This is a genomic window from Pseudomonas hamedanensis, assembly GCF_014268595.2.
In the GTDB taxonomy this organism is placed as follows: Bacteria; Pseudomonadota; Gammaproteobacteria; order Pseudomonadales; family Pseudomonadaceae; genus Aquipseudomonas; species Aquipseudomonas hamedanensis.
In genome coordinates, this window is record NZ_CP077091.1 from 3,098,473 (window position 1) to 3,123,873 (window position 25,401).

A 25,401-nucleotide genomic window follows, 5' to 3' on the forward strand; every position below is an offset into this window, starting at 1 on the left:
CTCATTGCAGATGAGAGGCAACAGTGCGGGCTCTCAGTAATGTCATTCGCTCACGATACGCCTGAGCCATGCTGCGGATGGCTGGATCGGGGGAAGCCAGCAGCGACTCACTGCTGACACGAAGAAAAGACAGGTTACCTTTGTTCAACGCTGCATTGAGCCAACTGATGGCCTCTTCAATCCTCCCCGCATCCGCCAACACCGCCGCATAGCTGAACTGGCCACGAAAATCTCCCGCCTCGGCCGAATGCCGATACCAGTCGCGGGCGGCTAGCGGATCCGCCGGGCACACCTGCCCTTCCTCCAGATAGCGCCCCAGCAGATTCATCGATTTCGCATGGCCCAGTTCAGCCGCGCGTCGATACAGCACCAACGCCTGCAGATGATCAACTGCGACACCGCGCCCGGTGGCCAGCAGATTGGCAAGGTTGTACATCGCCCAATCCAGCCCGGCCTCGGCGGCGATCCGATAATGCTGCGCCGCCACCGACGCATCCGCCATACACCCCCAACCATGCTCATGACACCGCCCGAGCATGTTGCGCGCCATCAGATGCCCACGCCCGGCAGCGATGCCGAACCAGCGCAACGCCAGCGGTTGATCCTGGGCGATGCCTCGGCCGTCGAGCAAAATCTGCCCGAGCAACGCCTGCGCTTCGACTTCGCCTTCACCTGCCGCCAGCAGAATCGCCTGTGCAGCACGGCCCGGGCTTTCTTCGAGCATCGCTGGCAGATCAGCAACGTCGAGCACTTCCTCGCGGCGCAGGTGGAAGCTCATACCTCGACCCAGCGTCGCAACAGGTTGTGATAGGTGCCAGTGAGGCGGATCAGCGAAGGGTGATCGGGAACGTCATGCGTCAGCTGCTGAATCGCACCGTCCATCTCGAACAGCAACGCGCGCTGGCTGTCTTCGCGCACCAGACTTTGCGTCCAGAAAAACGACGCATAACGCGCGCCACGGGTGACCGCATTGACTTTATGCAAGCTGGTGCCCGGGTACAACACCAAGTCGCCGGCCGGCAGCTTCACCCGTTGCGTACCGTAGGTGTCCTGAATTTCCAGCTCACCGCCGTCGTAATCCTCCGGCTCGCTGAAAAACAGTGTCGCCGACAGATCAGTGCGCACCCGCTCGATGCTGCCCTTGGGCTGGCGCACGGCGTTGTCGATATGGAAATCGAAACTGCCGCCCGCGGTGTAACAGTTGACTAACGGTGGGAACACCTTGTGCGGCAGTGCGGCAGACATGAACAGTGGATTTTTCCACAGCCGTTCGAGCATCGCCGCGCCGATTTCCTTGGCCAGTGGGTGGCCTTCAGGCAGTTGCAGGTTGTGCTTGGCCTTGGCCGATTGAAAGCCCGCAGTGATTTTGCCATCGGCCCAATCCGCCTGCTCCAGAGCCTGGCGAATGCGCTGCACCTCTTCTTTTGCGAACAGTCCGGGGATGTGCAGCAGCATGGCAATGTCACCTGATGGCAAAGAATCGCCAATGGTATTGATTCTTATTGGCCGTGTAAAACCCGGGAGACGAACGAAACGTCAAAAACCATAAGGTGAAATTGTAAAGAATGTAAATTCAGTGCAGTTAGCAATGTTTCGCAATTGATACGAATACCTGTTTACCCTATATTCCGCCGCCTCAAATCCTTGGGGAGGGGAATAAAAATGGCACGTCTACACGCTCAATTACCGGTCAGTTCACCACGTCTGCTCGCTTCTGCGATCGGTGTGGCAATCACCGCCGGCTCCGCTGGCCAGATGGTATTCGCTGCGGAAAAAACCGAGAGCAAAGCCTCCGGCAATGCCATCGCCCTGGACGCTACCGCCATCACCGGCGAAGCGCAGGACCCGACGTCCTATCAGGTCGAAAAAGCCTCCTCGCCCAAGTACACCGCCCCGCTGGTCGACACGCCGCGCTCGGTCACTGTGATTCCACAACAGGTGCTCAAAGACACCGGCGCCCTGAACATGCAGGATGCGCTGCGCACCGTGCCAGGCATCACTTTCGGCGCCGGTGAAGGCGGCAACCCGCAGGGCGACCGTCCGTTCATCCGTGGTTTCGATGCTCAGGGTGACACCTACCTCGACGGCGTGCGCGACACCGGTGCGCAGAGCCGCGAAATCTTCGCGGTGGAAAACATCGAAGTCAGCAAAGGCCCGAACTCGGCCATTGGCGGCCGTGGCGCGGCGGGTGGCAGCATCAACCTGGTGAGCAAGAAGGCCCACTTGGGCAACTCGTTCGACGGCGGCTTCACCTACGGCTCCGACCAGACCCAGCGCTACACCCTCGACGGCAATTATCAGTTCAGCGACAGCGCTGCCGGCCGCCTCAACCTGATGAGCCACGAGAGCAACGTCGCCGGTCGCGACAAGGTCGACTACGACCGTTGGGGTATCGCGCCGTCCCTGGCGTTCGGCCTGGGCACCGACACCCGCGTCAACCTCGATTACTACCATCTGGAAAGCAACGACACCCCGGATTCTGGCATTCCGTATACGCTGTCGAACCCGCGCACCAAGTCCAATCCGGACAAGCCGTACGCCGGCGGTGACCATGAGAACTTCTACGGTCTGGACCGCGACTTCCGCAAGGGCCGCACCGACACCGCGACGTTCGCCATCGAGCATGACCTGAACGATGCGCTGACGATCAAGAACACCCTGCGCCACGGCACCAGCATGCAGGATTACATCCTCACTCAGCCGGACGACAGCAAGGGCAACGTCAACAACGGCAGCGTCTGGCGTCGCGCCAATACTCGGGTGAGCAACACCGAGACCACCACCAACCAGACCGACCTGTTCGGCACCTTCTACGTGGCCGGTTTCAAAAACAGCTTCTCCACCGGTGTCGAATACACCCGCGAGCAGAGCGAGAAATCCTCGTACAACGTCAACACTGACACCACGCCGCGCACCGGCGCTGTGACCACCAACTGCAACCCGGGCCTGATCGGCGCGCCGAGCGGTTACAACTGCACCTCGCTGTCGAACCCGAACCCGAACGATCCGTGGAACGGTGCGATCTCGCGCAACTACGCCGGCACCGACACCCAGGCCGACACTTACGCGCTGTACGTGTTCGACACGCTGGAGTTGTCCGAGCAGTGGCTGGTGAACATGGGCCTGCGTTACGACCATTTCGATACCGATTACAAAACCTACAACGCCGCCGGCCGCACCACCTCCAAGGGCGATGACACCAGCGAGTTCGTCACCGGTCAGTTCGGCGTGGTCTACAAGCCGGCGGAAAACGGCAGCATCTATGCCTCCTACGCCACCTCCGCGACCCCGCCGGGCAACACCCTCGGCGAAGGCCAGGAAGGCAACCCGTTGGGCGGTACACCGGATCGCAGCGGCAACCTGCTGAGCAGCGACATGGAGCCGGAAACCACCAAGAACTACGAGATCGGCACCAAGTGGGATCTGCTCAACGATCGCCTGTCGCTGACCGCTGACATCTTCCGCACCGAGAAAGAAAATGCCCGCGTGCAGGTCGACACCAGCTCGTACGAGAACGCCGGCAAGACCCGCGTGCAAGGCTTCGAACTGTCGGCCAGCGGCAAGCTCACCGATAAATGGCAGGTGTTCGCCGGTTACGCGTTCATGGACAGCGAGCAGGTTGACGGCGGACCGATGGGTCGCGCCAACGACGGCAATGATCTGCCGAACACGCCGAAAAACAGCGCCAGCTTGTGGACCACTTATCAGGTCACGCCGAAGCTGACCATCGGTGGTGGCGCGTTCTACGTCGACGACGTCTACGGCAGTGTGGCGAATACCACGATGGTCGACTCGTATGTGCGTTACGACGCGATGGCCGCCTACAAGCTGACCAAGAATGTCGACCTGCAACTCAACGTGCAGAACCTGACCGACGAAACCTATTACGACAAGGCCTTCTCGACCCACTTCGCCAACCAGGCGGCGGGACGGACGGCGCTGTTGAGCACCAATTTCCACTTCTGATTTCGGTGGAAACCTGTAGGAGTGAGCCTGCTCGCGATTGCGGTGTATCAGTCAGCATCTATTTATCTGACAGCTAGCTATCGCGAGCAGGCTCACTCCTACACAGGTATGCGTCGCGAGGCTCGGCCCCGTTCATTCAGTTGAACGGGGCTTTTGTGCGTAAGAAAGAACGCTTCTCGATAACCCACGGCATAATGCGCGCCGTGATGACAATTTCCGAACGGACGGCGAGTGACGTGTTGAAGAAAACCCTGTTCCAGTTGCACTGGTTTTTTGGCATCACCGCAGGCCTGGTGCTGGCCCTGATGGGCATCACCGGCGCGGCCTATTCCTTTCAGGACGAAATCCTGCGGGCGCTCAATCCGTCGGTGTTGCAGGTGGAAAAACAGGTCGCTGGGGTGCTGCCGCCGGTTGAACTGGTAGAACGTATCGAAGCCGAGTCCGGCAAAAAAGTCGCGATGCTCTGGGTCGAGATCGACAGCGGCCACGCCGCGCGGGTGTTCTTCACCCCACCGAAGGGTGAACGGCGTGGCGAGATGCGCTACTTCGATCCGTACACCGCCGAGTTCAAGGGCGACGCCACCGGCCAGGACTTTTTCGGCCTGATGCTGCAACTGCACCGCTTTCTGGCGATGGGTGATACCGGGCGTAACATCACTGGCGCCTGCACCCTGATGCTGCTGTTCTTCTGCCTTTCCGGTTTGTATCTGCGTTGGCCACGTCAGTGGAACAGCTGGCGCGTGTGGCTGACCCTGGATTGGAAAAAGAAGGGTCGCGCGTTCAATTGGGACCTGCACTCGGTGGCCGGTACCTGGTGTCTGCTGGTGTATCTGCTGCTGGCCTTGACCGGGTTGTCGTGGTCGTACGAGTGGTACAACAAGGGCCTGACCCGGCTGCTTTCCGACGCGCCGCAAAACGAGCGTGTGCGCGGTGGTCGCGGCCCGGCGCCGGAAGGACCGGCGCCGACGGCTGACTACGCAGCGATGTGGAGCAGCATCTACAGCGCCGCCGGCCCCGGCCTGGCCGCCTACAACATTCGCATGCCGGCGGTGGCCGGCCAACCGGCGACGGTGTTCTATCTGCTCGACAGTTCGCCCCACGACCGCGCGCTGAACCAGATCACCCTCGACCCGGCCACCGGCGTGGTCAAACGCGTTGATCGCTATGCAGAAAAAAGCTTCAAGGCACAACTGCTGACCAGCATTTATGCGCTGCACGTCGGCAGCTATTTCGGTCTGGTCGGACGCATCATCGTCACGCTGGCAGCGGTGTGCATGCCGCTGTTCTTCATCACCGGCTGGCTGCTGTATCTCGACCGTCGGCGCAAGAAAAAGCACATCAAGGACGCACGAAAAGGTCTTGAACAACCGGCCAGCGAGGCTTCGGCGTGGCTGATCGGCTTCGCCAGCCAAAGCGGTTTCGCCGAGCAACTGGCGTGGCAGACCGCCGGCCAATTGCAGGCCGCCGGGTTGCCGGTAAAGGTGCAGCCGCTGGCCAATGTCAGCGAGCAGGATTTGCGTGATTCGAGCAACGCCTTGTTTGTGGTCAGCACCTTCGGTGACGGCGAAGCGCCGGACAGTGCGCGCGGTTTTGAGCGCAAGGTTCTCGGTAAGGCCTCTGCGCTCGACAGCCTGAATTATGCGGTGCTGGGTCTTGGCGATCGTCAGTATCAGCACTTCTGCGGCTTCGCCAAACGCCTGCACCAGTGGCTAAGCGAACACGGGGGCAAGTCGCTATTTGCCCCGGTGGAAGTCGACAGCGGCGATCCCTACGCCCTGCGCCACTGGCAGACGCAACTCGGCCAGCTCACCGGGCAAGCACCGGCCGAAACCTGGCAGGCGCCGAGCTACGCCAACTGGACGCTGCTGCGCCGCGAACTGATGAACCCCGACAGCAGCGGTGCGCCGGTTTACCTGCTCGGTCTAAAAGCGCCGGACACCAGCAGTTGGCTGGCCGGCGATCTGGTCGAAGTGCTGCCGCGCAACTGCCCTTGGGCCATCGAACATTTCCTCGACGGCCTCGGCATCCGAGGCGAGACCATCGTCAAGGTCAACGGCCTCGACGAGCCGCTGGAAGTAGCTCTGGCCTCGCGCCAGCTACCGGAACACCGCGCGCACCTGGTCGGCCTGCATGCGCAAGCGCTGGTCGATGCGATGGTGCCGCTGGCCATGCGCGAATATTCGATCGCCTCAATCGCCGCCGATGGCGTGCTGGAGCTGATCGTGCGCCAGGAACAGCACAGCGACGGCAGCCTCGGCGTCGGCTCTGGCTGGCTCACCGAGCATGCGCCAGTGGGCGGCAGTATCAGCCTGCGCGTGCGACGCAACAGTGGTTTCCATCTGCCGAACGAACCGCTGCCGATGATTCTGCTGGGCAACGGCACCGGTCTGGCGGGTTTGCGCAGCTTGCTCAAGGCACGCATTGCCGACGGCCAGCAGCGCCAGTGGCTGCTGTTTGGCGAGCGCAATCGCGAGCACGATTTCCTCTGCCGCGCCGAACTGGAGGAGTGGTTGATCAACGGTGATCTGGCACGGCTGGACCTGGCCTTCTCGCGGGATCAGGCCGAGAAGGTTTATGTGCAGGATCGCTTGCGTGAGTTGGCGGATGAATTGAAGCAATGGCTGGCTGATGGTGCCGTCATCTATATTTGCGGCAGCCTTCAAGGGATGGCCTCAGGCGTGGACCAGGCACTCACCGACATCCTCGGCAGCGCTGAAGTCGAACGCCTGATCGAACAGGGCCGCTATCGCCGCGACGTTTACTGACATTATTCACACCCAACTGTGGGAGCGAGCTTGCTCGCGAAGGGGTCGTGTCAGTCGGTATATCTATCAACTGACACACCGCTTTCGCGAGCAAGCTCGCTCCCACAGGGGGCGCGGTGTTCAGACCGGTTGTAGTTTCTGTTCGAAAACCGCCACCCCATCCAGATCCCGCAACACCACACTCATCTCCCCGCTCTGCCCTTCAATATTCACCTCGCCAAAAAACTGAAACCCGGCAAACGGCGAGGTGTTTTGCGCGGCAGGCGCTTTCTCGAAAACCACCTCAGGCCCAAAGGTCTTGTCCAGCGGATTCGGCCCGAAACTACCGGCGTTCAACGGTCCGGCGACGAATTCCCAGAACGGTTCGAAATCCTGAAACGCCGCGCGATCCGGGTGATAGTGATGCGCGGCGCAGTAATGCACATCCGCCGTGAGAAAGACGAAATTACGCACCTGCTGCGCGCGTAGAAAGCCGAGCAATTCGGCAATTTCCAGCTCACGCCCCTGCGCCGGACCGGGGTCGCCGTTGGCCACCGCTTCCCAGCGCGCAACGCCCGGACTGACCTCGCCGTCCGGCACGCCAAGGCCGATGGGCATGTCGGCGGCGATGACTTTCCACTGCGCCTTCGACGCTTTCAACTCACGCTTGAGCCAGTCCAGTTGCTCACGCCCCAGGAACGGCTTTGCCGCGCCGAGGTTGTCATCGTTGGCCTCACGATAGCTGCGCATATCCAGCACAAACACATCAAGCATCGGCCCGTAACTCAGCTTGCGATAAATTCGCCCGCCACCGTCCGCCGCCTGTAAACGCATCGGCGCATATTCGAGCCAGGCCTGTCGCGCACGGCCAACCAGCTTGTGGATATCTTTCTCCTGATAGCGCTCGTCTAGCTGCTTGCCCGGCGACCAGTTGTTAACCACTTCGTGGTCGTCCCACTGCCAGATCTGCGGCACCTGGGCATTGAAGAGTCGGACGTTTTCGTCCATCAGGTTGTAGCGGTAATTGCCACGATAGTCGTCGAGGGTCTGCGCGACTTTGCTCTTGGCTTCGCTGGTGATGTTGCGCCAGATGCGCCCGTTTTCGGTGGTGAGCTGTGCCGGCACCGGGCCGTCGGCGTAGATCGTGTCGCCGCTGTGGATAAAGAAGTCCGGCAGGCGCAGGCGCATGGCTTCGTAGATGCGCATGCCGCCGATGTCCGGGTTGATACCGAAGCCTTGGCCGACGGTGTCGCCGCTCCAGACAAAACGCAAGTCACGCTTTGACGTTGGCACGCTGCGCAGATGACCAAACCATGGCTCGCTGGGGACGCCGCTTTGCGCGTCTTCAAAGTGCACGCGATAGAAAATTGCCTGGTCGGCGGGCAGACCGCTGAGTTCGACGCGGGCGGTGAAATCAGTGCGGGCATCGGCCAGGGCCGAGACGAGGCGGCGCGGGTTGCCGAACAGGCTGCGGGTGTCCCATTCGACGACCATCCGTGCCGGGCGGTCGCTGCGGCTCCAGATCATCGCGCGGTCGCCGAGCAGGTCGCCGGACTGCACGCCGTCGGTGAGTTGCGGGCGATCCTTGACCGAGGCAATCACTGCCGGTGCCAGCCCCGGCAGCAACAGCCCGGCACCGACGGCTTGCACGACGCGACGGCGCCCGAGGTTGAAATCGCTCATGGTGTTCTCCCTGCAAAAGGGAAAACTTAAGCATGGCTGTGTGAACCCGCCATGACATCGGCCACACCGCAATTCAAATGTAGGAGTGAGCCTGCTGGCGATCGCGGTGGGTCAGTAACATCAATGCTAACTGACACACCGCTATCGCGAGCAGGCTCACTCCTACAGGGAGATGGCGTTGTCAGGCGCTGACGGGTTCGACTGCCAGCTCGACAGTCTCGGGCCGCTTGAGCAGCGCATACACCACCGCCGTCACCAGGCTCCCCGCGACAATCGCCAGCAGGTACAACAGCGCATGGTTGATCGCATTCGGAATGGCCAGCACAAACAGGCCACCGTGCGGCGCCATCAGCTTGCAGCCGAAGTACATCGACAGTGCACCGGTCAGCGCACCGCCGGCGATGCTCGCCGGAATCACCCGCAGCGGATCTTTCGCGGCAAACGGAATCGCCCCTTCAGAGATGAAGCACAGGCCCAGCACGAAGGCCGCCTTGCCGGCCTCGCGCTCAGTCTGGGCAAACTTGCGCCGCGCGATAAACGTGGCGATCCCCAAACCAATCGGCGGCACCATGCCGGCGGCCATGGTCGCGGCCATCGGCGCGTAACTCTGCGAGGCCAGCAGCCCCACCGAGAACGCATAGGCCGCCTTGTTGATCGGCCCGCCGAGGTCGACGCACATCATGCCGCCGAGCAATACGCCGAGCAAAATGGCGTTGGTGGTGCCCATGCTGTCGAGGAACTGCGTGAGTGCGGCAAGCATGCCAGCGACCGGTTTGCCGACCACGTAAATCATCACCAGACCAGTGACCAGACTGGCGAGCAACGGGATGATCAAAATCGGCTTCAGCGCTTCCAGACTCTGCGGCAATTTCACATAGCGGGCGATGGCTTTGGCGGCGTAACCGGCGATAAAACCCGCAATGATCCCGCCGATGAACCCGGCGCCCAAAGTGCCCGCCAGTAACCCGCCGATCATCCCCGGCGCGAGGCCCGGACGGTCGGCAATCGAATAGGCGATGTAACCAGCCAGCAGTGGCACCATCAGTTTGAACGCGGTTTCCCCGCCAATCTGCATCAGCGCCGCCGCCAGCGTGCCTTCTTCCTTGTACGCGGTGATGCCGAAGACGAACGACAACGCGATCAGCAGACCACCGGCCACGACCATCGGCAGCATGTACGACACACCGGTCAGCAGGTGTTTGTAGATGCCGGTTTTTTCTGACTTGGCCGCAGCCTTGCCTGCGTCCGCCGCATTTTCCACACTGCCTTCGGCCAAGGCTTTTATCAACGTAGCTTCGGACTGCTTGAGTGCAATCCCGGTGCCGCAGCGATAGATTTTCTTACCGGCAAAACGCTCGGTGGCAACGTCGATATCCGCCGCCAACAGCACCACGTCGGCTTCGGCGATGGCCGCTGCGCTGAGCGGAGTTTTCGCGCCGACCGAGCCTTGGGTTTCAACCTGCAATTCATAGCCCAGACGCTTGGCGGTCTGCTGCAAAGCCTCGGCAGCCATGAAGGTGTGCGCGACACCCGTCGGGCATGCCGTAACGGCGACGATGCGCGGCGCACGCGGCGTATCAATCGCCGGTTCGACTTCGCTGGCGACGTAGACTTCAGCTTCTTCAGCGCCCCGCCGCAGCACCGCTTCGACATCCTGCAACGCCTGCGCCGGAGCAATCTGGAACACCCGCTTGCCGACGAAGCGGGTCATGTCCACCGTCCCCGTACTCACCAGCAATACCCACTCGGCGGCTTCGATCGTCGCCGCCGACAATTCACGTTCCGGGTGTGCCGGATCGACCACTTCCACGCTGGTGCTCCAGCCCTGACGCTGCGCCGCCGCATCGAGCAGACGCGCGCACAGGACACTGGTGACCATGCCGTTGGGGCAAGCCGTAACAATGGCTAACTTCATGACAAACCCTCTTATTGTTCTGTCAGGGGGCGTACGCGCACACCCTGTTCGAGCTGCGCCAGGTGCGCGGCGTCGTTGATGCCGAAACCGATCTGGGTCACCGCCATCGCGGCAATCGCCGTGGCTGTGCGCAGGGTCTGCTCGGGTGTGTCGGCACTGAGCAAACCATGGAGCATGCCGGCCAGCAATGAATCGCCAGCACCGACCGTGCTGGCGACGCTGACTTTCGGCGGCGAGGCATGCAAAGCCGAGCCGACACTGAACCAGTTCACCCCGTCGGCGCCGTGGGAAATCACCACGTGCTCGATGCCCTGCGCATGCAAGCGTGCAGCGGCTTGCGCTTCGGCGGTCGGCGAAACCACTTCGCAACCGAGCGCATCGGCCAGTTCCTCGGTGTTCGGCTTGATCAGCCAGGGGCGGGCCTGCAACGCGGCGCGCAAGGCTTCGCCGCTGGAGTCGAGGGCGACTTTCAAGCCCAGCGCGTTGAGCTTCTCGATCAGCTCACGCAACCATTGCGCACTGACGCCGCGCGGCAAGCTGCCGGCGACCACCACCGCATCGTGCCCCGGTGCGATCTGCAACAGGCGATCGAGCAACGCCTGCTGCGCCGCCGCGTCAACGTTCGGCCCAGGACCATTGATATCGGTGATGCGCCCATCCTGCTCGGCGACTTTGATGTTGCTGCGGGTCTCGCCCGGCACGCGAATAAACGCATCGACAAAACCGCGTTTGGCAAACAGGGTTTCGAACGCTTGCAGGTTGTCCTCACCGAGAAAGCCGCTGACGGTGACTTGATGGCCGAGGTCGGCCAGCACCTGCGCGACGTTCACGCCCTTGCCGGCGGCATGGGTGTGCATCTCGTCGCTGCGATTGACCTGACCGGCGTCCAGCCGCGCCAGCTCGACGGTGAGGTCGAGCGCCGGGTTGAGGGTCAGAGTAAGAATCCTGGCCATTACAGGGCCTCCACTAATGCGCGCACTTCGTTGGCGCTGCCCACGGCCAAGGCCTGTTGAGCAAGGGTTTGCGCCTGGGTCAGGCTGAGTTCGCGGATGCGCGCCTTGACTTCGGCAATGCTGCGACCGGACACGCTCAGCTCGTCGACACCGAGGCCGACCAGCACCGGCACCGCCAGCGGATCGGCCGCCAGTTCGCCACACACGCCGACCCATTTGCCATGGGCATGGGCCGCGCGCACGGTGATGTCGATCAGTTGCAGCACCGCCGGATGCAAGCCGTCCGCTTGTGCAGACAGCGTTGGATGACCACGATCGATGGCCAGTGTGTATTGGGTCAGGTCGTTGGTGCCGACGCTGAAGAAGTCGACTTCCTTGGCCAGCACCGGCGCGAGCAAAGCGGCCGACGGCACTTCGATCATGATCCCCAGTTGCAGATCAGCGACCGGAATCTCCAGACGCAGACGCTCGGTCATATCACGGGCCTGACGCCACTCATCAACGCTGCCGACCATCGGGAACATGATCCGCAGCGGACGGTTGTCGGCCGAGCGCAGCAAGGCGCGCAACTGCGCTTCCATGATCTGCGGACGCTGCAAGGTCAGGCGAATACCGCGCACACCCAGGAAGGGGTTTTCTTCCTTGGCGATCGGCCAATACGGCAACGGCTTGTCGCCACCGACGTCCAGCGTGCGCACCACCAGCGGTCGCCCGGCCAGACCATCGAGGACGCGACGGTATTCAGCTTCCTGGGTCGCCTCATCCGGCGCTTGCGGGTGGGCCATGAAAATCAGTTCGGTGCGCAGCAGGCCGATGCCTTCGGCGCCCTGCTCCACCGCACTGGTCACGCCGGCGCTTTCGCCGATGTTGGCGAACACTTCGACGGCGTGGCCGTCGGTGGTGAGTGCCGGTTGATGGCGTTGTTCGGCGGCGATTTTCAGGCGTTGTTCACGAGTGTCGCGTTCCTCGGCAGCGCGTTGCAATGTCGCGGCATCTGCATCGACATGCAAACGGCCGCGTTGGCCATCGAGCAGCAGCGGCGTGCCCGGTTCGAGCAACAACACCGCCGCCCCCGCGCCGACCAGCGCCGGAATGCCGAGGGCGCGTGCGACGATGGCGCTGTGCGCGGTGGCACCACCGCGCGCGGTGAGAATCCCGGCGACACGCGCCGGATCGAGGCGCGCGACGTCGGACGGACCGACTTCGTCCATCACCAGAATGTACGGTTGCTCTGGCTCGTTCGCGGTTTGTACGCCACACAGCTGCGCCAGCACACGACGGCCGATGTCGCGCAGATCCGCTGCGCGTTCGGCAAGCAAGGCGTCCTGCAACGATTCCTGCTGTTTCGCGGCCGCTTCGATCACCGCCATCCACGCCGCTTCAGCGCTTTCGCCTTGCTTGAGGCGGGTGTCGACTTCGTCGGTGAGATCCGGGTCGTCGAGCATTTCCTGGTGGGTAATGAAAATCTCGCGGATCGCCTTGGCTTTGCTCCGTTCGATCAAGCCCTGAATGTCGCGGCGCACGTCGCTCAGCGCTTGCTTGAGACGCTCGCGCTCAATCGCGGCGGACTCGCCACGCAGCGGGTAATCGATGGTTTGCTGCACCTGAATATGCGCCGGGCCGATGGCGATGCCGGGGGCTGCCGGGATCGCTTGCAACTGGCTACCGGAGGCTGGGGCGACCAGCACTTCGGCGATATCGGCAATGACTTCGCGCTGCTGACTCACGGCCGGCAGCGGCTCGACTTCTTCACCGAGGCCTTCTTCAATCGCCGCGAGCAAGGCCGGCAAGGCGTCGGCGGCGATGCTGGGTTCGGCGATCAACTCCAGCACCTGCCCGCGCCGGGCGCCGAGGCTCAACAGTTTGCTCAGGCTTTTCACCGACACGGCGCTGTCCTGGCTGTCGACGATGCGCACGCGAATTTCGCCGTCAAAGCTTTTCGCCAGTTGCGCCAGAATCTTCGCCGGGCGCGCATGCAAACCGTGGGCGTTGGCCAGCGCAATGCGCGCGCTCGGCCAGTCGGCGGGCAACTCGCCGCCAAGCACTTCAAGAACTTTGCGGCTGCTGGTGGCGCGGCCCAGTTCATGGCCGCGACCTTCGATCAACAGCGCACACAAACGCTCAAGCAATGCCTGATGCGCTTCGCCCAGACTCGCCAGGCAGAACAGACCACTGAGCGGCTGCCCGAGGTAGCGCATCGGTTTGTCCGGGGTGACGAACGCCAGACCGGGGCGCTTCACGGTTTGCTCGCTGTGCAACCACCACAGGCCATCGCCCAGTGGCAGCGCTTCGACTTGCTGCAACACGCCGGCAAACCCGTTGCTCACGCAATCAGCCTGACGCAGCAGACGCGCGCCACGCCAGACCAGCTCTTCGAAATCGTCGGCCGAGACACCGAGGCCGATCATTTGAGCGTCCAGGGCGAGTTCCTGCGGCGCGCCTTGCAGCAGTTTCAGCAGTGCTTCGGGGGAACTGGCGCGACGCAGGGCCTGGCCCAGATCGGTCTCACCGAGGGCGCGGGTCAGCAGTTGCAGCAGGCGCAGGTGTTCGTCGGATTTGGCCGCGATGCCGATCGCCAGATAAACGATCTGGCCATCGCCCCAATCGACGCCGTCGGGAAACTGCATCAGGCGCACACCGGTGGCGAACACCTGATCGCGGGTTTGCGGGGTGCCGTGGGGAATGGCGATGCCTTGACCGAGAAAGGTCGAGCCCTGGGCTTCCCGGGCCTGCAGGCCGGCGAGGTAGCCATCGGCAACCAGACCGTCGGCGACCAGATGGCTGGCGAGCAATTGCAGGGCGGCGGGTTTATCCACGGCCGACTGGCCCATGGATATCTGCTCTATAGTGAGCTCGAGCATGCGATCTCCTTTTTGGCGCAGTTCAACGCCAGGTATTGTTTTGAATGGTCACAGCTTAGGCGCTCTGCCGCGCTTTTCAGCGGCAGTTTTGGCGGTTTCACGGCAGGACCGGCCAAAAGCGTCCGAAACGTAGAAAATACGCTTGCTGAAACGTTTAATCTAGATTGATCGGCACGTTACTCGATAATGTCCCATCCTTGAAGTCCAACTTGTCGGATGCGCGTAGGCCATAAGTCGCCTGCCCTAATCGGGTAGGATTGGCGAAAATCTCGCGGCATGCTCGAAAAAACAAGGAAATCCCGGGTTGAAACTCAGTGATATCGCACGGTTGGCCGGCGTGTCCGTCACCACCGCCAGCTACGTCATCAACGGCAAGGCCGAACAGCAACGCATCAGCAATGCGACCGTCGAGCGCGTGCGCGCGGTGGTCGATTTGCATGGCTTCACGCCCAATCCGCAAGCCGCCGGCCTGCGCAGCCGGCACACGCGCACGCTGGGTTTTATCCTGCCGGATCTGGAAAACCCCAGTTACGCGCGGATCGCCAAGCTGCTGGAGCAAGGCGCACGGGCGCGCGGTTATCAATTGCTGATCGCCAGTTCCGACGATGCGCCGGACAGCGAGCGGCAGTTGCTGCAACTGTTCCGCGCCCGTCGTTGCGATGCGCTGATCGTCGCCAGTTGCCTGCCCGCTGGCGATGACAGTTACCGTCAGTTGCAAGACAAGGGACTGCCGATCATCGCCATTGACCGGGTCATGGAGCCTGAGCATTTCTGCTCGGTGATCAGCGACGACCGCGAGGCCAGCCTGCATCTGACGCAAAGTCTGCTCGACCCGCAGCTCAAGCAGATCGTGCTGCTCGGCGCCCGCCCCGAGCTGAGCATCAGCCAGGAACGTGCCGCCGGTTTCCGCGAAGCGCTCAGCGACTTCAAAGGCGAAGTGCTGGTCGAACACGCCGAGTCGTTCAGCCGCGAGTGCGGCAAGCAATTGATGGAAGAACTCCTGCAACGTCTGGGGCATTTGCCGGATGCGCTGGTGACCACGTCCTACGTGCTGCTGCAAGGCGTGTTCGACGCGCTGCATGACTTCCCGCTGAAATCCCGCCCGCTGCGCCTCGGCACGTTTGGCGACACGCAACTGCTGGACTTCCTGCCGCTGCCGGTCAACGCCATGGCTCAGCAACACCAGTTGATCGCCGACAAGGCGCTGGAACTGGCGCTGGCCGCGGTCGAACAAGACGATTACCAACCGGGCGTGCAAGCCATTGCGCGGACCTTCAAGCAGCGTATTCATCGGGACTGAATCGTGGAGCTGATCGACAGTCACACCCACCTCGACTTTCCCGACTTCGACGCCGATCGCGCGGCGCTGCTGGCCGAAAGTCGCGCCCTCGGCGTGCGGCGCATCGTCGTGCTGGGCGTGTATGAGGGTAACTGGCAACGGGTGTGGGATCTGGCGCAAAGCGATCCGGATTTGTATGCCGCATTCGGTTTGCACCCGGTGTTTCTCGATCAGCATCGCCCCGACGATTTAAACGCCCTCGGTGATTGGCTGACACGGCTGCGCGGTCATCGGCAGTTGTGCGCGGTGGGCGAGATTGGCCTGGATTACTTCATCGAAACCCTGGACCGCGAGCGGCAGCAGGCGCTCTTCGAGGCGCAGCTGCAATTGGCGGCGGACTTTGAGTTGCCGCCGCTGATCCATGTGCGCCGCAGCCATGCGGCGGTGATCGCCACGCTCAAGCGCTTCAAGCTCAAACGCGCCGGGATCATCCACGCCTTCGCCGGCAGTCGCGAAGAGGCGCGTGAATACATCAAGCTCGGTTTCAAACTGGGTCTTGGCGGCGCACCGACCTGGCCGCAGGCGTTGCGTATGCATCGGGTCTTGCCTGAACTGCCGCTGGAGTCAGTGGTGCTGGAAACCGACTCGCCGGACATGGCGCCCGCGATGTTCCCCGGTCAGCGCAACAGCCCGGCGCATTTGCCGGCGATTTGCGAAGCGCTGGCTGAGTTGATGAATATCACTCCTGAACAACTCGCCGCTGCCAGCACCGCCAACTGCTGCGAAGTCTTCGGCTGGTAACCGATCCCCTTGTAGGAGTGAGCCTGCTCGCGATAGCGGTGTGTCAGTTACCGATATTTTTTCAGACAGACCGCTATCGCGAGCAGGCTCACTCCTACAAGGGATTAATGTATGGCTCAGACGCGAAACGCGCTGATAAGCTGTTTGAGTTCAACGACCTGCACCGACAACGCGCGGCTCGCATCTTCGGTCTGGTGTGCCCCCTGCGCGGTGCGCTCGCCGGCGCGGTTGATCTCGACAATATTCTGATCGATGTCATGGGCCACAGCAGTCTGCTGCTCGACGGCGGCGGCGATCTGCTGGTTCTGATCGACGATCATGCCCACGGCGCCAAGAATGTTTTCCAGCGCCTGCTGCACCTTCTCCGATTGCCCCACCGTGCCGTTGGCCATCTGATGACTGATGCCCATGGCCTTCACCGCCGCGCCAACGCCGCCATGCAGTTTGGCGATCATCTGCTCAATCTCTTCGGTCGATTGCTGAGTGCGTTTGGCCAGGGTGCGCACTTCGTCGGCGACCACGGCAAAACCGCGTCCCTGCTCACCGGCCCGGGCCGCTTCGATCGCGGCGTTGAGCGCCAGCAGGTTGGTTTGTTCGGCGATGCTTTTGATCACTTCGAGCACGCGGCTGATCGACTGGCTGTCGCTCGCAAGCTGATTGATCACCAACACCGACTGATCGATCTCGCTGGCCAGTGCGGCAATGCTGCCTTGTTGCGATTGCACCAGACCGCGACCGCTGAGGGTCTCGTCGTTGACGCTGTGGGCGCTGTTCACCGCCGCCGCGGCGCTGCGCGCGACCTCCAGCGACGTCGCTGACATCTGGTTCATCGCCGTCGCCACTTGCTCGATCTGCGTGCGCTGCCCGGCAACGGCCAGGTTGCTTTGCGCCGACACCACTTCGACCTGCCCGGCCTGACGCTCGACCTCGCCGACGGTCTGACCCACCCGCTCGATCAGGTCGTGAATTTTCTTCACCGTGCCGTTGAACACCTCGCCCAGCTCACCCAGTTCGTCACGGCTGCTGGCCTTGAAGTTGACCGTCATGTCCCCCGCCGCCACCTTGTCCATCATTGCGCCAAGGCTTTTCAGGGTGGTGCGGGTCGAGGCGTAGAAACCGCCGTAGAGATAGAAAATCAGCACGAACACTACCGACAGTGCAGACGCCTGCAGAATCATGTGCGTGCGGTTCTGCGCCAGGCGTTGCTGCAATTGGCGGTCGAGGAATTTCAGGGTCGCTTCATTGAGCTGATAAGTCTTGTCGATCAGCACCGTGACCTGATCGTAGAACGCCTGCCACGGCGCATCGAGAGTGTCGGCCATGACCACTTGCTCTTCGAACAGCTCGCTCGCTTGCTTGAGCGAGGCCTTACTGCTATCGGCGTGTGCGCTGAGGGTATCGCGCGCTGCGCTGCTGGAACCGAGGGCGTCGTGCAGTTTCAAGGCGTACTCGGCCTGGAGTTTTTCAATCTGCGCCAACAGTTCATCAAAACGGGTACTCGACGCGCTGTTGAGAAAGCCCTGCCCCAACGAATAGGAGCCCATGGCGCGACCTTCGCCGAGGGTTTGTGTGACCGTCGGCGTCACCAGGGTCAGCAGTTCGCTGAGTTGACGGATGTCACTCTGGTTGTCGCGGCTCAAGCCGGCCTGACTGGTGATGATCTGGCTGAAAATCTGCGCGCTGGCCAGTAGCTTGCCAATCAAGGCACTTTTGCTTTGCAGCGAGCTTTCCGCTTGCTGAGCCTTGAACGCAGCAATCATTTCATCGCGCTTGGCGTCGAACACTTTGATCTGTTCAGGGTCCTCGGTCATTGCTGTCAGCCCCTGCAGGCGTGCCAACAGGGCCTGTTCGAGCGTGCCGATCTGCGCCTCGACATCACCCGCCTTGCCGGATTGACCGAGGGTGACGTCGATCTGCACCAGATTGTTCAAGGTTTCCAGATCCCGGCGCAGGCTCAGGCTGCTGCCCAGCAGGTCGAGGCTTTGCAGTTCGACGCGGGTGCCTTGAAATTCGCGATAGGAGTCGCGCACCAGATAGAAATTGGTCACCAGCATCGGCACCAGAAACAGCACGCTGATCAGGCTGAACTTCATGCCGAAGCTCAGGCGGTTCATCAGCGAGACGGCGGGATAGAGCAAGCTCTTCACGGGGAGTCTCCCTTGGTTTTTCTTGTTTTTATTGGCAGGCGCAGGGCGAAAGCAGATAGCCACTATCGGGCGCTATCTCTGTATAGCTCAAATCGAAGGGAGGTTTTGTAACTTAAGGTTAACAACAGGAGGACAACGAAAGATCACGGTGGCGAGGGAGCTTGCTCCCGCTCGGCTGCGCAGCAGGCGCAAATCAGACGACGCGTTTTAGGTGATTAACGGCGAGGGTGGCTTCGCCACCCAGCGGGAGCAAGCTCCCTCACCACAATAGGCTTCACTTGAAATGGTCAGTGAACCAGAACAGTCCACAGGGCAACCCCGGCATACCACAGCACCGCGGCGCGCAGCAGCAGTTCCCACAGGCAATCGAGGGTGGTAATGCCTTCCGGACCGGCCACCGGTGGCGGGATTTCTCCGGCCGCCAGGCCGACCTTGTTTATCAGCTGCGCCGCGCTGATGTTCCAGTTGAGCAGTTCATGCAGCATCACCCGGCTGACCGCGACAAAATTGCCAACCAGGGCCAGGCTCGCCGCGAGCAATCGCACCGGCACCCAGTCGAAGGCGTGACGCATCTGTGCCGCGCGCTCGACCAGCGCCGGGTTTTGCCCGTGCTCTTCGGCCAGCGCCAACAAGCGATAAGCCAGTGCAACCACCGGACCGAGCAGGAAATACCAGAAGATCACCGCGAAAAAGCTTTGATAGGCCTGCCACAACAGGTGCCCCTGCACACGTTCGAGCAACTGCTCGCCGCTGTCGGCGCAGATATTCAGATCGCGCTTGGCAACATGTGCCGCCGCTTGCAGATCCTCACGGCGCCAGGCATCGCGGAACGGCCCGAGGCCGCCGAGCAAATCGCCACGGCCCAGGCTATAAATGACCACCAGCAAATGCACCGGCAGTGCGAGCAAACCGTAAGCCACCGGTTCCAGTACCAACAGCAGCAAACCGAGCAAGGCGACCGGCAGCAGCACCAGAATCGTCAGCACCAGCCAGGGTTGTTTCGCCAGCCGCTCGCCGGCTTCGAGTTTGTGCAGTTCGCGGATCCATCCGCCGTCGCGTTGAAGCCGATGGCGCAGGGCCGAAAACTTCTCGATCCACACCGCCAGCAGTAACACCAGAAAACTCATTGTCCTTCCTCTTTTGCCAGGGCGGCGCGGTAGCGTGCCCAGTCGAATGCCGGTCCCGGGTCGGTCTTGCGGCCCGGAGCGATATCGCTGTGTCCGCAGATACGCTGATCGGTGATAGCCGGAAAACGTGCCTGCAACTGCCGGGTCAGCGCAGTCAACGCCTGATACTGCGCATCGGTGAACGGCAGATCATCGGTGCCTTCGAGCTCGATGCCCACGGAAAAATCGTTACAGGTTTCGCGGCCTTCGAACACCGACACGCCAGCATGCCACGCGCGCTCCAGACAGGAGACAAACTGCGTGACCTTGCCGTCACGTTCAATCAGAAAGTGCGCCGATACGCGCAAGTCAGCGATGCCTGCAAAGTAAGGGTGTTCGGTGACATCCAGACGATTCTGGAAAAACTCCTGCACTTTGCCCGTAGCAAATTCTGCCGGCGGCAGGCTGATGTTGTGGATGACCAACAGGGAGATTTCGCCCGCCGGGCGCTCATTGAAGTTAGGCGATGGGCAAATCTGCACCCCGTGACACCACCCGCTAGCGGGATCCAACTGCATACCGATTCCTTCAACGCCGACTGTGTTGGCGCCCAGTATGCCGCGATCCGCACCCACCGCGCGATCACTTGCCGCGATTGAGTCGCCGCAGATGACCCAGCACCGACTCCAGCGCACGGTCGAAGAGCAAGGTGTCATCCAGTATGCGCACCGTGCCACGGCAAAACGCCTGGGCCAGGTCTGTGCGGCTGCGCTCCAGCACTTTCATGCCGGTGCGGTCGACGAACACGTATCGGCCCGTCGCGTCGATGATCGCGGCAAGCTTGCAGCGCAACGCCTGCCCGTCCTCATCGTCAAACGTCACCCAGTGGCCCATGCGCAGTTGCTCAACCTGGCGCAGGCCGGCGTCGTCCTGTGGCACACCCGCCGACGGTGTCGCGGCAGCAATGGGGTCGGCGCCCTGCTGCAAAACCTCTGGCGACACTTCAATCAAGCCCGTTGCGTGGCGATCAGTATCATCGGAGCGCTCCAGCACGCGGACATGCAGCGCTTCCAGCGCACTGAAGAATTCACTGGTAGCAAACGGATCGAACGCCGTGCTGCTCAAGCCGTCACGCAGCGACTTGAGCAACCCCGGCAGCAGCGCCAGCAGACGCAAGCTGGACTCGGCGTCGTCATGACGCTGCACGCTCCAGATCAATTGTTCCATGGTCTGCACGTCGGCCTGCCACTCGGCAGACTGGTCGCCATGTTTGAGGCAGGTCAACAGCAGCACTTTGCTCCAGGCCTGCTGCACAAACGCAAGCACCGAGGCCGGCAGCACTTCCCCCAGCAGCGCCTGCTGCAACGCTTGTTCGACGCGACGCCGGGCCAGGTCGGCTTTCGCCCGGCCTTCTTCGGCGTCACGCAAGCGCTGTTCGAGCAGCTCGGTGCGCCGGCGTTCGTCCTGAGTGAATGCGAGGAAATCGGCGAGCAGTTCGGAGAATATCGCCGGGTCATCGACAAATTCCGTCAGCAGTCGCTGCACCACTTGCTCGATGCGCACGTAGAGACTGTCCCGAGCATCGCCGTCACAGTCGCTCCAGCCCATGGCGGCATCGGCGATTTCATTGAGCAGGCGTCGCGCCGGATGCGTGCTGCGGCTGAAGAAACTCTTGTCGAGCACGGCAACCTTGAGCATCGGAATCTGCAAGCGGGCAATCAGCGCCTTGAGCGAGTCGGGAACGTTGCGATCCTCAAGAATGCACTCGAAGACCATGGCAATCAGGTTGATGACATCTTCGTCTGCGGTGCCGACCACACGGGATTTGCCACTCCTGACGCTGACGCGGGTAAGCAATTGTTCGAGCTGATTGCGCAGGTCGAAGTCTTCCTGCGCCTCAAGCGCCGGCACGTATTGTTGTAAATGCGAGAGCAAGCGCAGCAGATCGCGCGTATTGATCGGTTGCGCCGGGGCGCCGGGCTCCAGTGTGGGCGCGACACGGCCACGCACATGCACCAGTAATTGCTGCAACGCCGCGAACGCTTCCTCCACGCCGTCGTCCGCCGGGGGCGGATCGTCGTGTACTTCGAAGGAAATGTCGGCCGACGCATGCTCGCTCTTGCGCCGCGTCGTCGCCGGTTTCAAATGCGGCAAGACGCCGGTAGCGAGCAGCAGTTGGTTGGCTTCGGCATACAGCTGTTCGGTGTCGGCCAGCACATAGCGTTCGAACAGCTTGAGCAGGATCAGCTTGACCTTGATTTCGACGCCGAGGTTACGTCCGGCCTGCAAGAAGTACTCGCAGAGCATCGCCGGGCCGAGCGGGTTGTGCGGATTTTCCAGACGGTTGCCAAGCAGCGCACTGAACCGTGCCGTCAGTTGATCAAGCGCGAAGCCATCACGCTTGAGCACGCGGCTGACCATGGTTTGCACGGCAACGGTACGCTCCCTGTCATCGGTGCGCGGCGCCGACTCTTCAATCACCCGCGTGCGTGGCAGGCGATCGGCAGCGGGATCGTATTGGGTGAGGCTGGCAAACGCTTCGAAGAATTGTTCGAGAAAGCCGCGCTCGATGTTTTTGCGCTTGAGGCGCAAATCGCGCATGGCTTCGAAAAAGATATTCTGATCAACGTCATTGCGCGCCCGATCGGCCATTTCAAACAGCGTGTCGTCAGCGTTATCGAACAGCTCCTGCAAGCCGTGGCGCAACTGCTGGGCAGCCTTGTCGCGAACCTGAAGCAGAATCACCGGCAGGCGGGCAAGCGGCGCGCGATCAGCCTGATCGCCAGCGGCCCTGTGCAAAGGCACTACTTTCCCGTCGTTGTGCATCCAAGCCTCCTGGAGCGGTGATTCGGTTCGTCGTTTTGACACTGCCCCGGTGGAGTCGTTCGTCAAAGCCATGACGTCAAATACAAGGCGGATTATCTTGCAAAAGATGTCCGCGACGCTATAGGCGTCAGGGTTTCCCCTATACCCGCGCCCCTCTGTGACGCCGGCGCCGCGCACTCGGCTCACGGAAAAATCGACCAGATGCAGCCAGCCGCGCGCGTTCTCGCCTTGGGTTGGCTCGCGCCCTGCCTCTATAATCGAATCACTTTGTTTGTGGAGTCCGTTATGCCGAATCTACGTCTCGCCGATCTGACCGCCGAAATCGAAGCCAACGTGCGCCGTGCGTTGCTCGAAGACGTCGGCAGCGGCGACATCACCGCGCAACTGATCCCGGCCGAACGCCTGGCCAAAGCCACCATCATTACCCGTGACGACGCGGTCATCTGCGGCACTGCGTGGGTCGATGCGGTGTTTCGCCAGCTCGATCCGCGCGTGGCGGTGCATTGGCAAGTGGTCGATGGCGAACGGGTCAAGGCCAATCAGCCGTTGTTTCATCTGGAAGGTCCGGCCCGTTCACTGCTGACCGGCGAACGCAGCGCACTGAACTTTTTGCAGTTGCTTTCGGGTGTGGCGACGCGTGCGCAGTACCTGGCGGACTTCGTCGCGCAAACGCAGGTCAAGCTGCTCGACACCCGCAAGACCCTGCCTGGCCTGCGTCTGGCGCAGAAATATGCGGTGACCTGCGGCGGCTGCCACAATCACCGCATCGGTCTCTACGACGCCTTCCTGATCAAGGAAAACCACATCGCCGCCAGCGGTGGCATCGCCGAAGCCGTGGCTGCCGCGCACAAGATCGCCCCGGGCAAACCGGTCGAGATCGAAGTGGAAAGTCTTGGAGAACTGAAGGAGGCGCTGGAAGCCGGCGCCGACATCATCATGCTCGACGAGTTGAGCCTGGATGACATGCGCGAAGCCGTACGCCTGAATGGCGGCAAGGCGAAACTGGAAGCCAGCGGTGGCATCAACGAAAGCACACTGCTGCCGATCGCCGAGACGGGCGTGGATTACATCTCCATCGGCGCGATGACCAAGGACGTCAAAGCGGTGGACCTGTCGATGCGCCTCAGCCTTTAAACGCAGCGGTAAGCTACAAGCTACAAGCTACAAGCCAGAGCGCTTTTGCTTTGACTTGCAGCTTGTAGCTTGAAACTCGCAGTTGCTTTTATACGACGAGATTATTCATCTCGCAGTACTCGTCCCACTCGACACCCAACACTTCAGCCGCTTCCTTGTGCAGTACAAGGCGTTGCTCTTCGAACTCTTCGGGTGTGCTGGTGTACTTGAGGGTCAGCTCCCACGGCTGCAAGCCCTGCGCTTCGGCTTCGTCTTCGAAGGCCCACTGGATCTGGTCTTTCTGATCATCAGGACTCAGGTCCTTGATCTCTTCCTTCAGGTCCGGCACATCCTGAAGGTATTTTTCCAGCGCTTTTTCGTGGCGTTGCTCTTGGGTTAATTCAGTCATGGGGTTCTCGCTGATCTTAAGAATGGAGGATGGATCTGGATCATCAAGGATCTCTCTGACGCGGACTGACCGGCCTTCGGAACCATTCGGGATCATTTGAAAACTGCTAAGCGATGCTCATGCAGGCACCGAATATAGGACGTTTGCATGACGAATTACACGGCTCTTTACATCTATCCCACAAAAAGCTGACCTGCGGAACATGAATCGACGTGGCGCGGTGAGGAGATGGTGCCCGAGACAGGAATCGAACCTGCGACCTTCGCGTTACGAGTGCCTGAACTCGACATTCCAAGGAATCTAGGTAGCCTAGTCTACAAGCACTTTGTAGGCAACCTCAGCCTCCTGAGAAGACAGCTCTTGGCTTTATTGTCCCAATTCTGTCCCACTGGTGGCTGACATCTTGGGAGTAAAACAGTATGGCTAGCTTCCGTAAACGCGGCGAACTGCAATGGCAGGCACGTGTTCGCCGTAGAGGCTACCCCGACCAGGTAAAAACCTTCAACACTCGGACCGACGCAGAAGAATGGGCCAGAGCAATTGAACATCAAATAGATCGAGGGGCTTTCGTCAGCCGCACCGAAGCTGAAGCCACCACGCTCCATGAAGCGTTGAGCCGTTATGAGCGGGAAATCACTGCCCATAAAAAAGGAGAGATAGCAGAGCGCTCAGTGCTGCGAATCTGGAAGGCCAGCGAGCTCGCCATAAGAACGATGCCGGCAATCCGCAGCTCTGATATTGCCAAGCTACGTGATCAATGGTTGAAATCCGTGAAACCCGCCACCGTATTAAGGCGATTCCAAGTGCTTTCCCACGTATTTAATATCGCTCGCAAGGAATGGGGTATGGAGAGCCTTAGCAATCCCCTTGAACTTGTACGCAAACCGCAGCCCAACAATGCGCGTACGCGACGCCTCTTCACGACAAGCGGTTCGGACATGGTCATACGAAGCGAGCTTCCTGTTTCTGCCGAGGAAGGCACAGAGCAAAGCCCTAGCCGCAGCGCACGCGACGATGAGTTGGAGCGCATCATCGCGGCCACAGAATCGGGCGCCCTCCCCTCTATAATCCAGCTCGCCGTTGAAACAGCAATGCGTCGAAGTGAAATTGTTAGCCTCCGCTGGGAGCATATTGATCTTAGGGATAGAGTCGCGCACCTACCAAGGACCAAAAACGGCGATTCACGAGACGTCCCCCTTTCATCGAAAGCAGTGGCAATCCTTAAATCACTTATGCCCACAAGTATGGAGATTCCCCATGAAAACAAAGACACCAGAGTGTTTCCAATTCGAAGCGATGCGGTCACGCGAGCTTTTGAACGGGCAGTAACACGTGCAAGAAAAATTTATGAGGCCGAATGCCAGGAGGCCAAGATCCGGCCAGCGCCGAGGTATCTCACCGATCTACGATTCCATGACCTACGGCATGAGGCGACGTCTCGCTTGGCGGAAATTTTCCCGATGCATGAGCTGACCAAAATTACGGGCCATAAAGAGCCACGCATGTTGATGCGCTACTACCATCCAAGAGCAAAGGATCTAGCCAAGCGGTTGGCATAACAGAAACGAGTACTTATGTCCCGTATGGCTAATGCTGGG

At 61.2% G+C, this 25,401-nt stretch carries 17 protein-coding genes and 1 pseudogene; 6 read left to right on the top strand and 12 right to left on the bottom strand.

The window, feature by feature from the left end; genetic code table 11:
- Position 1: 1 nt before the first annotated feature.
- Entirely contained in the window at positions 2-778 is a 777-nt protein-coding gene (locus HU739_RS13490) for a tetratricopeptide repeat protein (protein WP_186547307.1), read from the bottom strand.
- The gene (locus tag HU739_RS13495; RefSeq protein WP_186547308.1) at positions 775-1,455 is read right to left on the bottom strand and encodes a Fe2+-dependent dioxygenase; all 681 of its coding nucleotides are present in this window, start codon (positions 1,453-1,455) and stop codon (positions 775-777) included. Before HU739_RS13495 ends, HU739_RS13490 begins: the two co-directional genes overlap by 4 nt.
- 207 nt (positions 1,456-1,662) lie before the next feature.
- Between HU739_RS13495 and HU739_RS13500 the strand changes: the two genes are divergently transcribed.
- Complete coding sequence (locus HU739_RS13500; protein ID WP_186547309.1) at positions 1,663-3,966, top strand: TonB-dependent receptor; 2,304 nt, start codon at positions 1,663-1,665, stop codon at positions 3,964-3,966.
- A 236-nt stretch (positions 3,967-4,202) separates the two neighbouring features.
- On the top strand, positions 4,203-6,731 hold the full coding sequence (locus tag HU739_RS13505; RefSeq protein ID WP_186547381.1) for a PepSY domain-containing protein: 2,529 nt from the start codon (positions 4,203-4,205) through the stop codon (positions 6,729-6,731).
- Between the two features lie 120 nt (positions 6,732-6,851).
- Here the strand turns inward: HU739_RS13505 and HU739_RS13510 are convergent, their stop codons facing one another.
- From HU739_RS13510 to ptsP, 4 genes are all read right to left on the bottom strand, one after another.
- Positions 6,852-8,393: an alkaline phosphatase D family protein gene (locus HU739_RS13510; RefSeq protein ID WP_186547310.1), complete on the bottom strand. Its 1,542-nt coding sequence runs from the start codon at positions 8,391-8,393 to the stop codon at positions 6,852-6,854.
- Positions 8,394-8,574: 181 nt separating this feature from the next.
- Positions 8,575-10,308 carry a PTS fructose-like transporter subunit IIB gene (locus HU739_RS13515; protein ID WP_186547311.1) on the bottom strand — a complete coding sequence of 578 codons (1,734 nt, stop codon included), beginning with the start codon at positions 10,306-10,308 and terminating at the stop codon, positions 8,575-8,577.
- A gap of 11 nt (positions 10,309-10,319) precedes the next feature.
- Positions 10,320-11,261, bottom strand: a complete 942-nt coding sequence (gene pfkB, locus HU739_RS13520; protein ID WP_186547312.1) for a 1-phosphofructokinase — start codon at positions 11,259-11,261, stop codon at positions 10,320-10,322.
- Positions 11,261-14,122, bottom strand: coding sequence for a phosphoenolpyruvate--protein phosphotransferase (gene ptsP / locus HU739_RS13525; RefSeq protein ID WP_186547313.1), 2,862 nt, complete (start codon positions 14,120-14,122; stop codon positions 11,261-11,263). Before ptsP ends, pfkB begins: the two co-directional genes overlap by 1 nt.
- Positions 14,123-14,426: 304 nt before the next feature.
- Between ptsP and cra the strand changes: the two genes are divergently transcribed.
- Positions 14,427-15,422, top strand: a complete 996-nt coding sequence (gene cra / locus HU739_RS13530) for a catabolite repressor/activator (protein ID WP_186547314.1) — start codon at positions 14,427-14,429, stop codon at positions 15,420-15,422.
- Positions 15,423-15,425: 3 nt separating this feature from the next.
- Positions 15,426-16,202: a TatD family hydrolase gene (locus HU739_RS13535; protein WP_186547315.1), complete on the top strand. Its 777-nt coding sequence runs from the start codon at positions 15,426-15,428 to the stop codon at positions 16,200-16,202.
- A 116-nt stretch (positions 16,203-16,318) separates the two neighbouring features.
- Here the strand turns inward: HU739_RS13535 and HU739_RS27020 are convergent, their stop codons facing one another.
- From HU739_RS27020 to HU739_RS13555, 5 genes and pseudogenes are all read right to left on the bottom strand, one after another.
- Positions 16,319-17,248: a methyl-accepting chemotaxis protein gene (locus tag HU739_RS27020; RefSeq protein ID WP_407681959.1), complete on the bottom strand. Its 930-nt coding sequence runs from the start codon at positions 17,246-17,248 to the stop codon at positions 16,319-16,321.
- A pseudogene (locus HU739_RS27025) lies at positions 17,225-18,316 on the bottom strand (methyl-accepting chemotaxis protein); the annotation flags it as partial. The gene HU739_RS27020 and the pseudogene HU739_RS27025, both read right to left, overlap by 24 nt.
- Before the next feature lie 320 nt (positions 18,317-18,636).
- Positions 18,637-19,476: a regulatory signaling modulator protein AmpE gene (ampE, locus tag HU739_RS13545; RefSeq protein ID WP_186547317.1), complete on the bottom strand. Its 840-nt coding sequence runs from the start codon at positions 19,474-19,476 to the stop codon at positions 18,637-18,639.
- Positions 19,473-20,033: a 1,6-anhydro-N-acetylmuramyl-L-alanine amidase AmpD gene (gene ampD / locus HU739_RS13550; RefSeq protein WP_186547318.1), complete on the bottom strand. Its 561-nt coding sequence runs from the start codon at positions 20,031-20,033 to the stop codon at positions 19,473-19,475. Before ampD ends, ampE begins: the two co-directional genes overlap by 4 nt.
- 64 nt (positions 20,034-20,097) lie before the next feature.
- Positions 20,098-22,281, bottom strand: coding sequence for a DUF1631 domain-containing protein (locus tag HU739_RS13555; RefSeq protein ID WP_186547319.1), 2,184 nt, complete (start codon positions 22,279-22,281; stop codon positions 20,098-20,100).
- Positions 22,282-22,566: 285 nt separating this feature from the next.
- On the opposite strand from HU739_RS13555, the gene nadC reads away from it, so the two are divergent.
- The gene (nadC, locus tag HU739_RS13560) at positions 22,567-23,415 is read left to right on the top strand and encodes a carboxylating nicotinate-nucleotide diphosphorylase (RefSeq protein WP_186547320.1); all 849 of its coding nucleotides are present in this window, start codon (positions 22,567-22,569) and stop codon (positions 23,413-23,415) included.
- Positions 23,416-23,503: 88 nt separating this feature from the next.
- Here the strand turns inward: nadC and HU739_RS13565 are convergent, their stop codons facing one another.
- Positions 23,504-23,803, bottom strand: coding sequence for a DUF6388 family protein (locus tag HU739_RS13565; RefSeq protein ID WP_186547321.1), 300 nt, complete (start codon positions 23,801-23,803; stop codon positions 23,504-23,506).
- A 419-nt stretch (positions 23,804-24,222) separates the two neighbouring features.
- Here HU739_RS13565 and HU739_RS13570 point away from each other — a divergent pair, with 419 nt between their 5' ends.
- Positions 24,223-25,362, top strand: coding sequence for an integrase (locus HU739_RS13570; protein ID WP_186547322.1), 1,140 nt, complete (start codon positions 24,223-24,225; stop codon positions 25,360-25,362).
- The last annotated feature ends 39 nt before the right edge of the window (positions 25,363-25,401 follow it).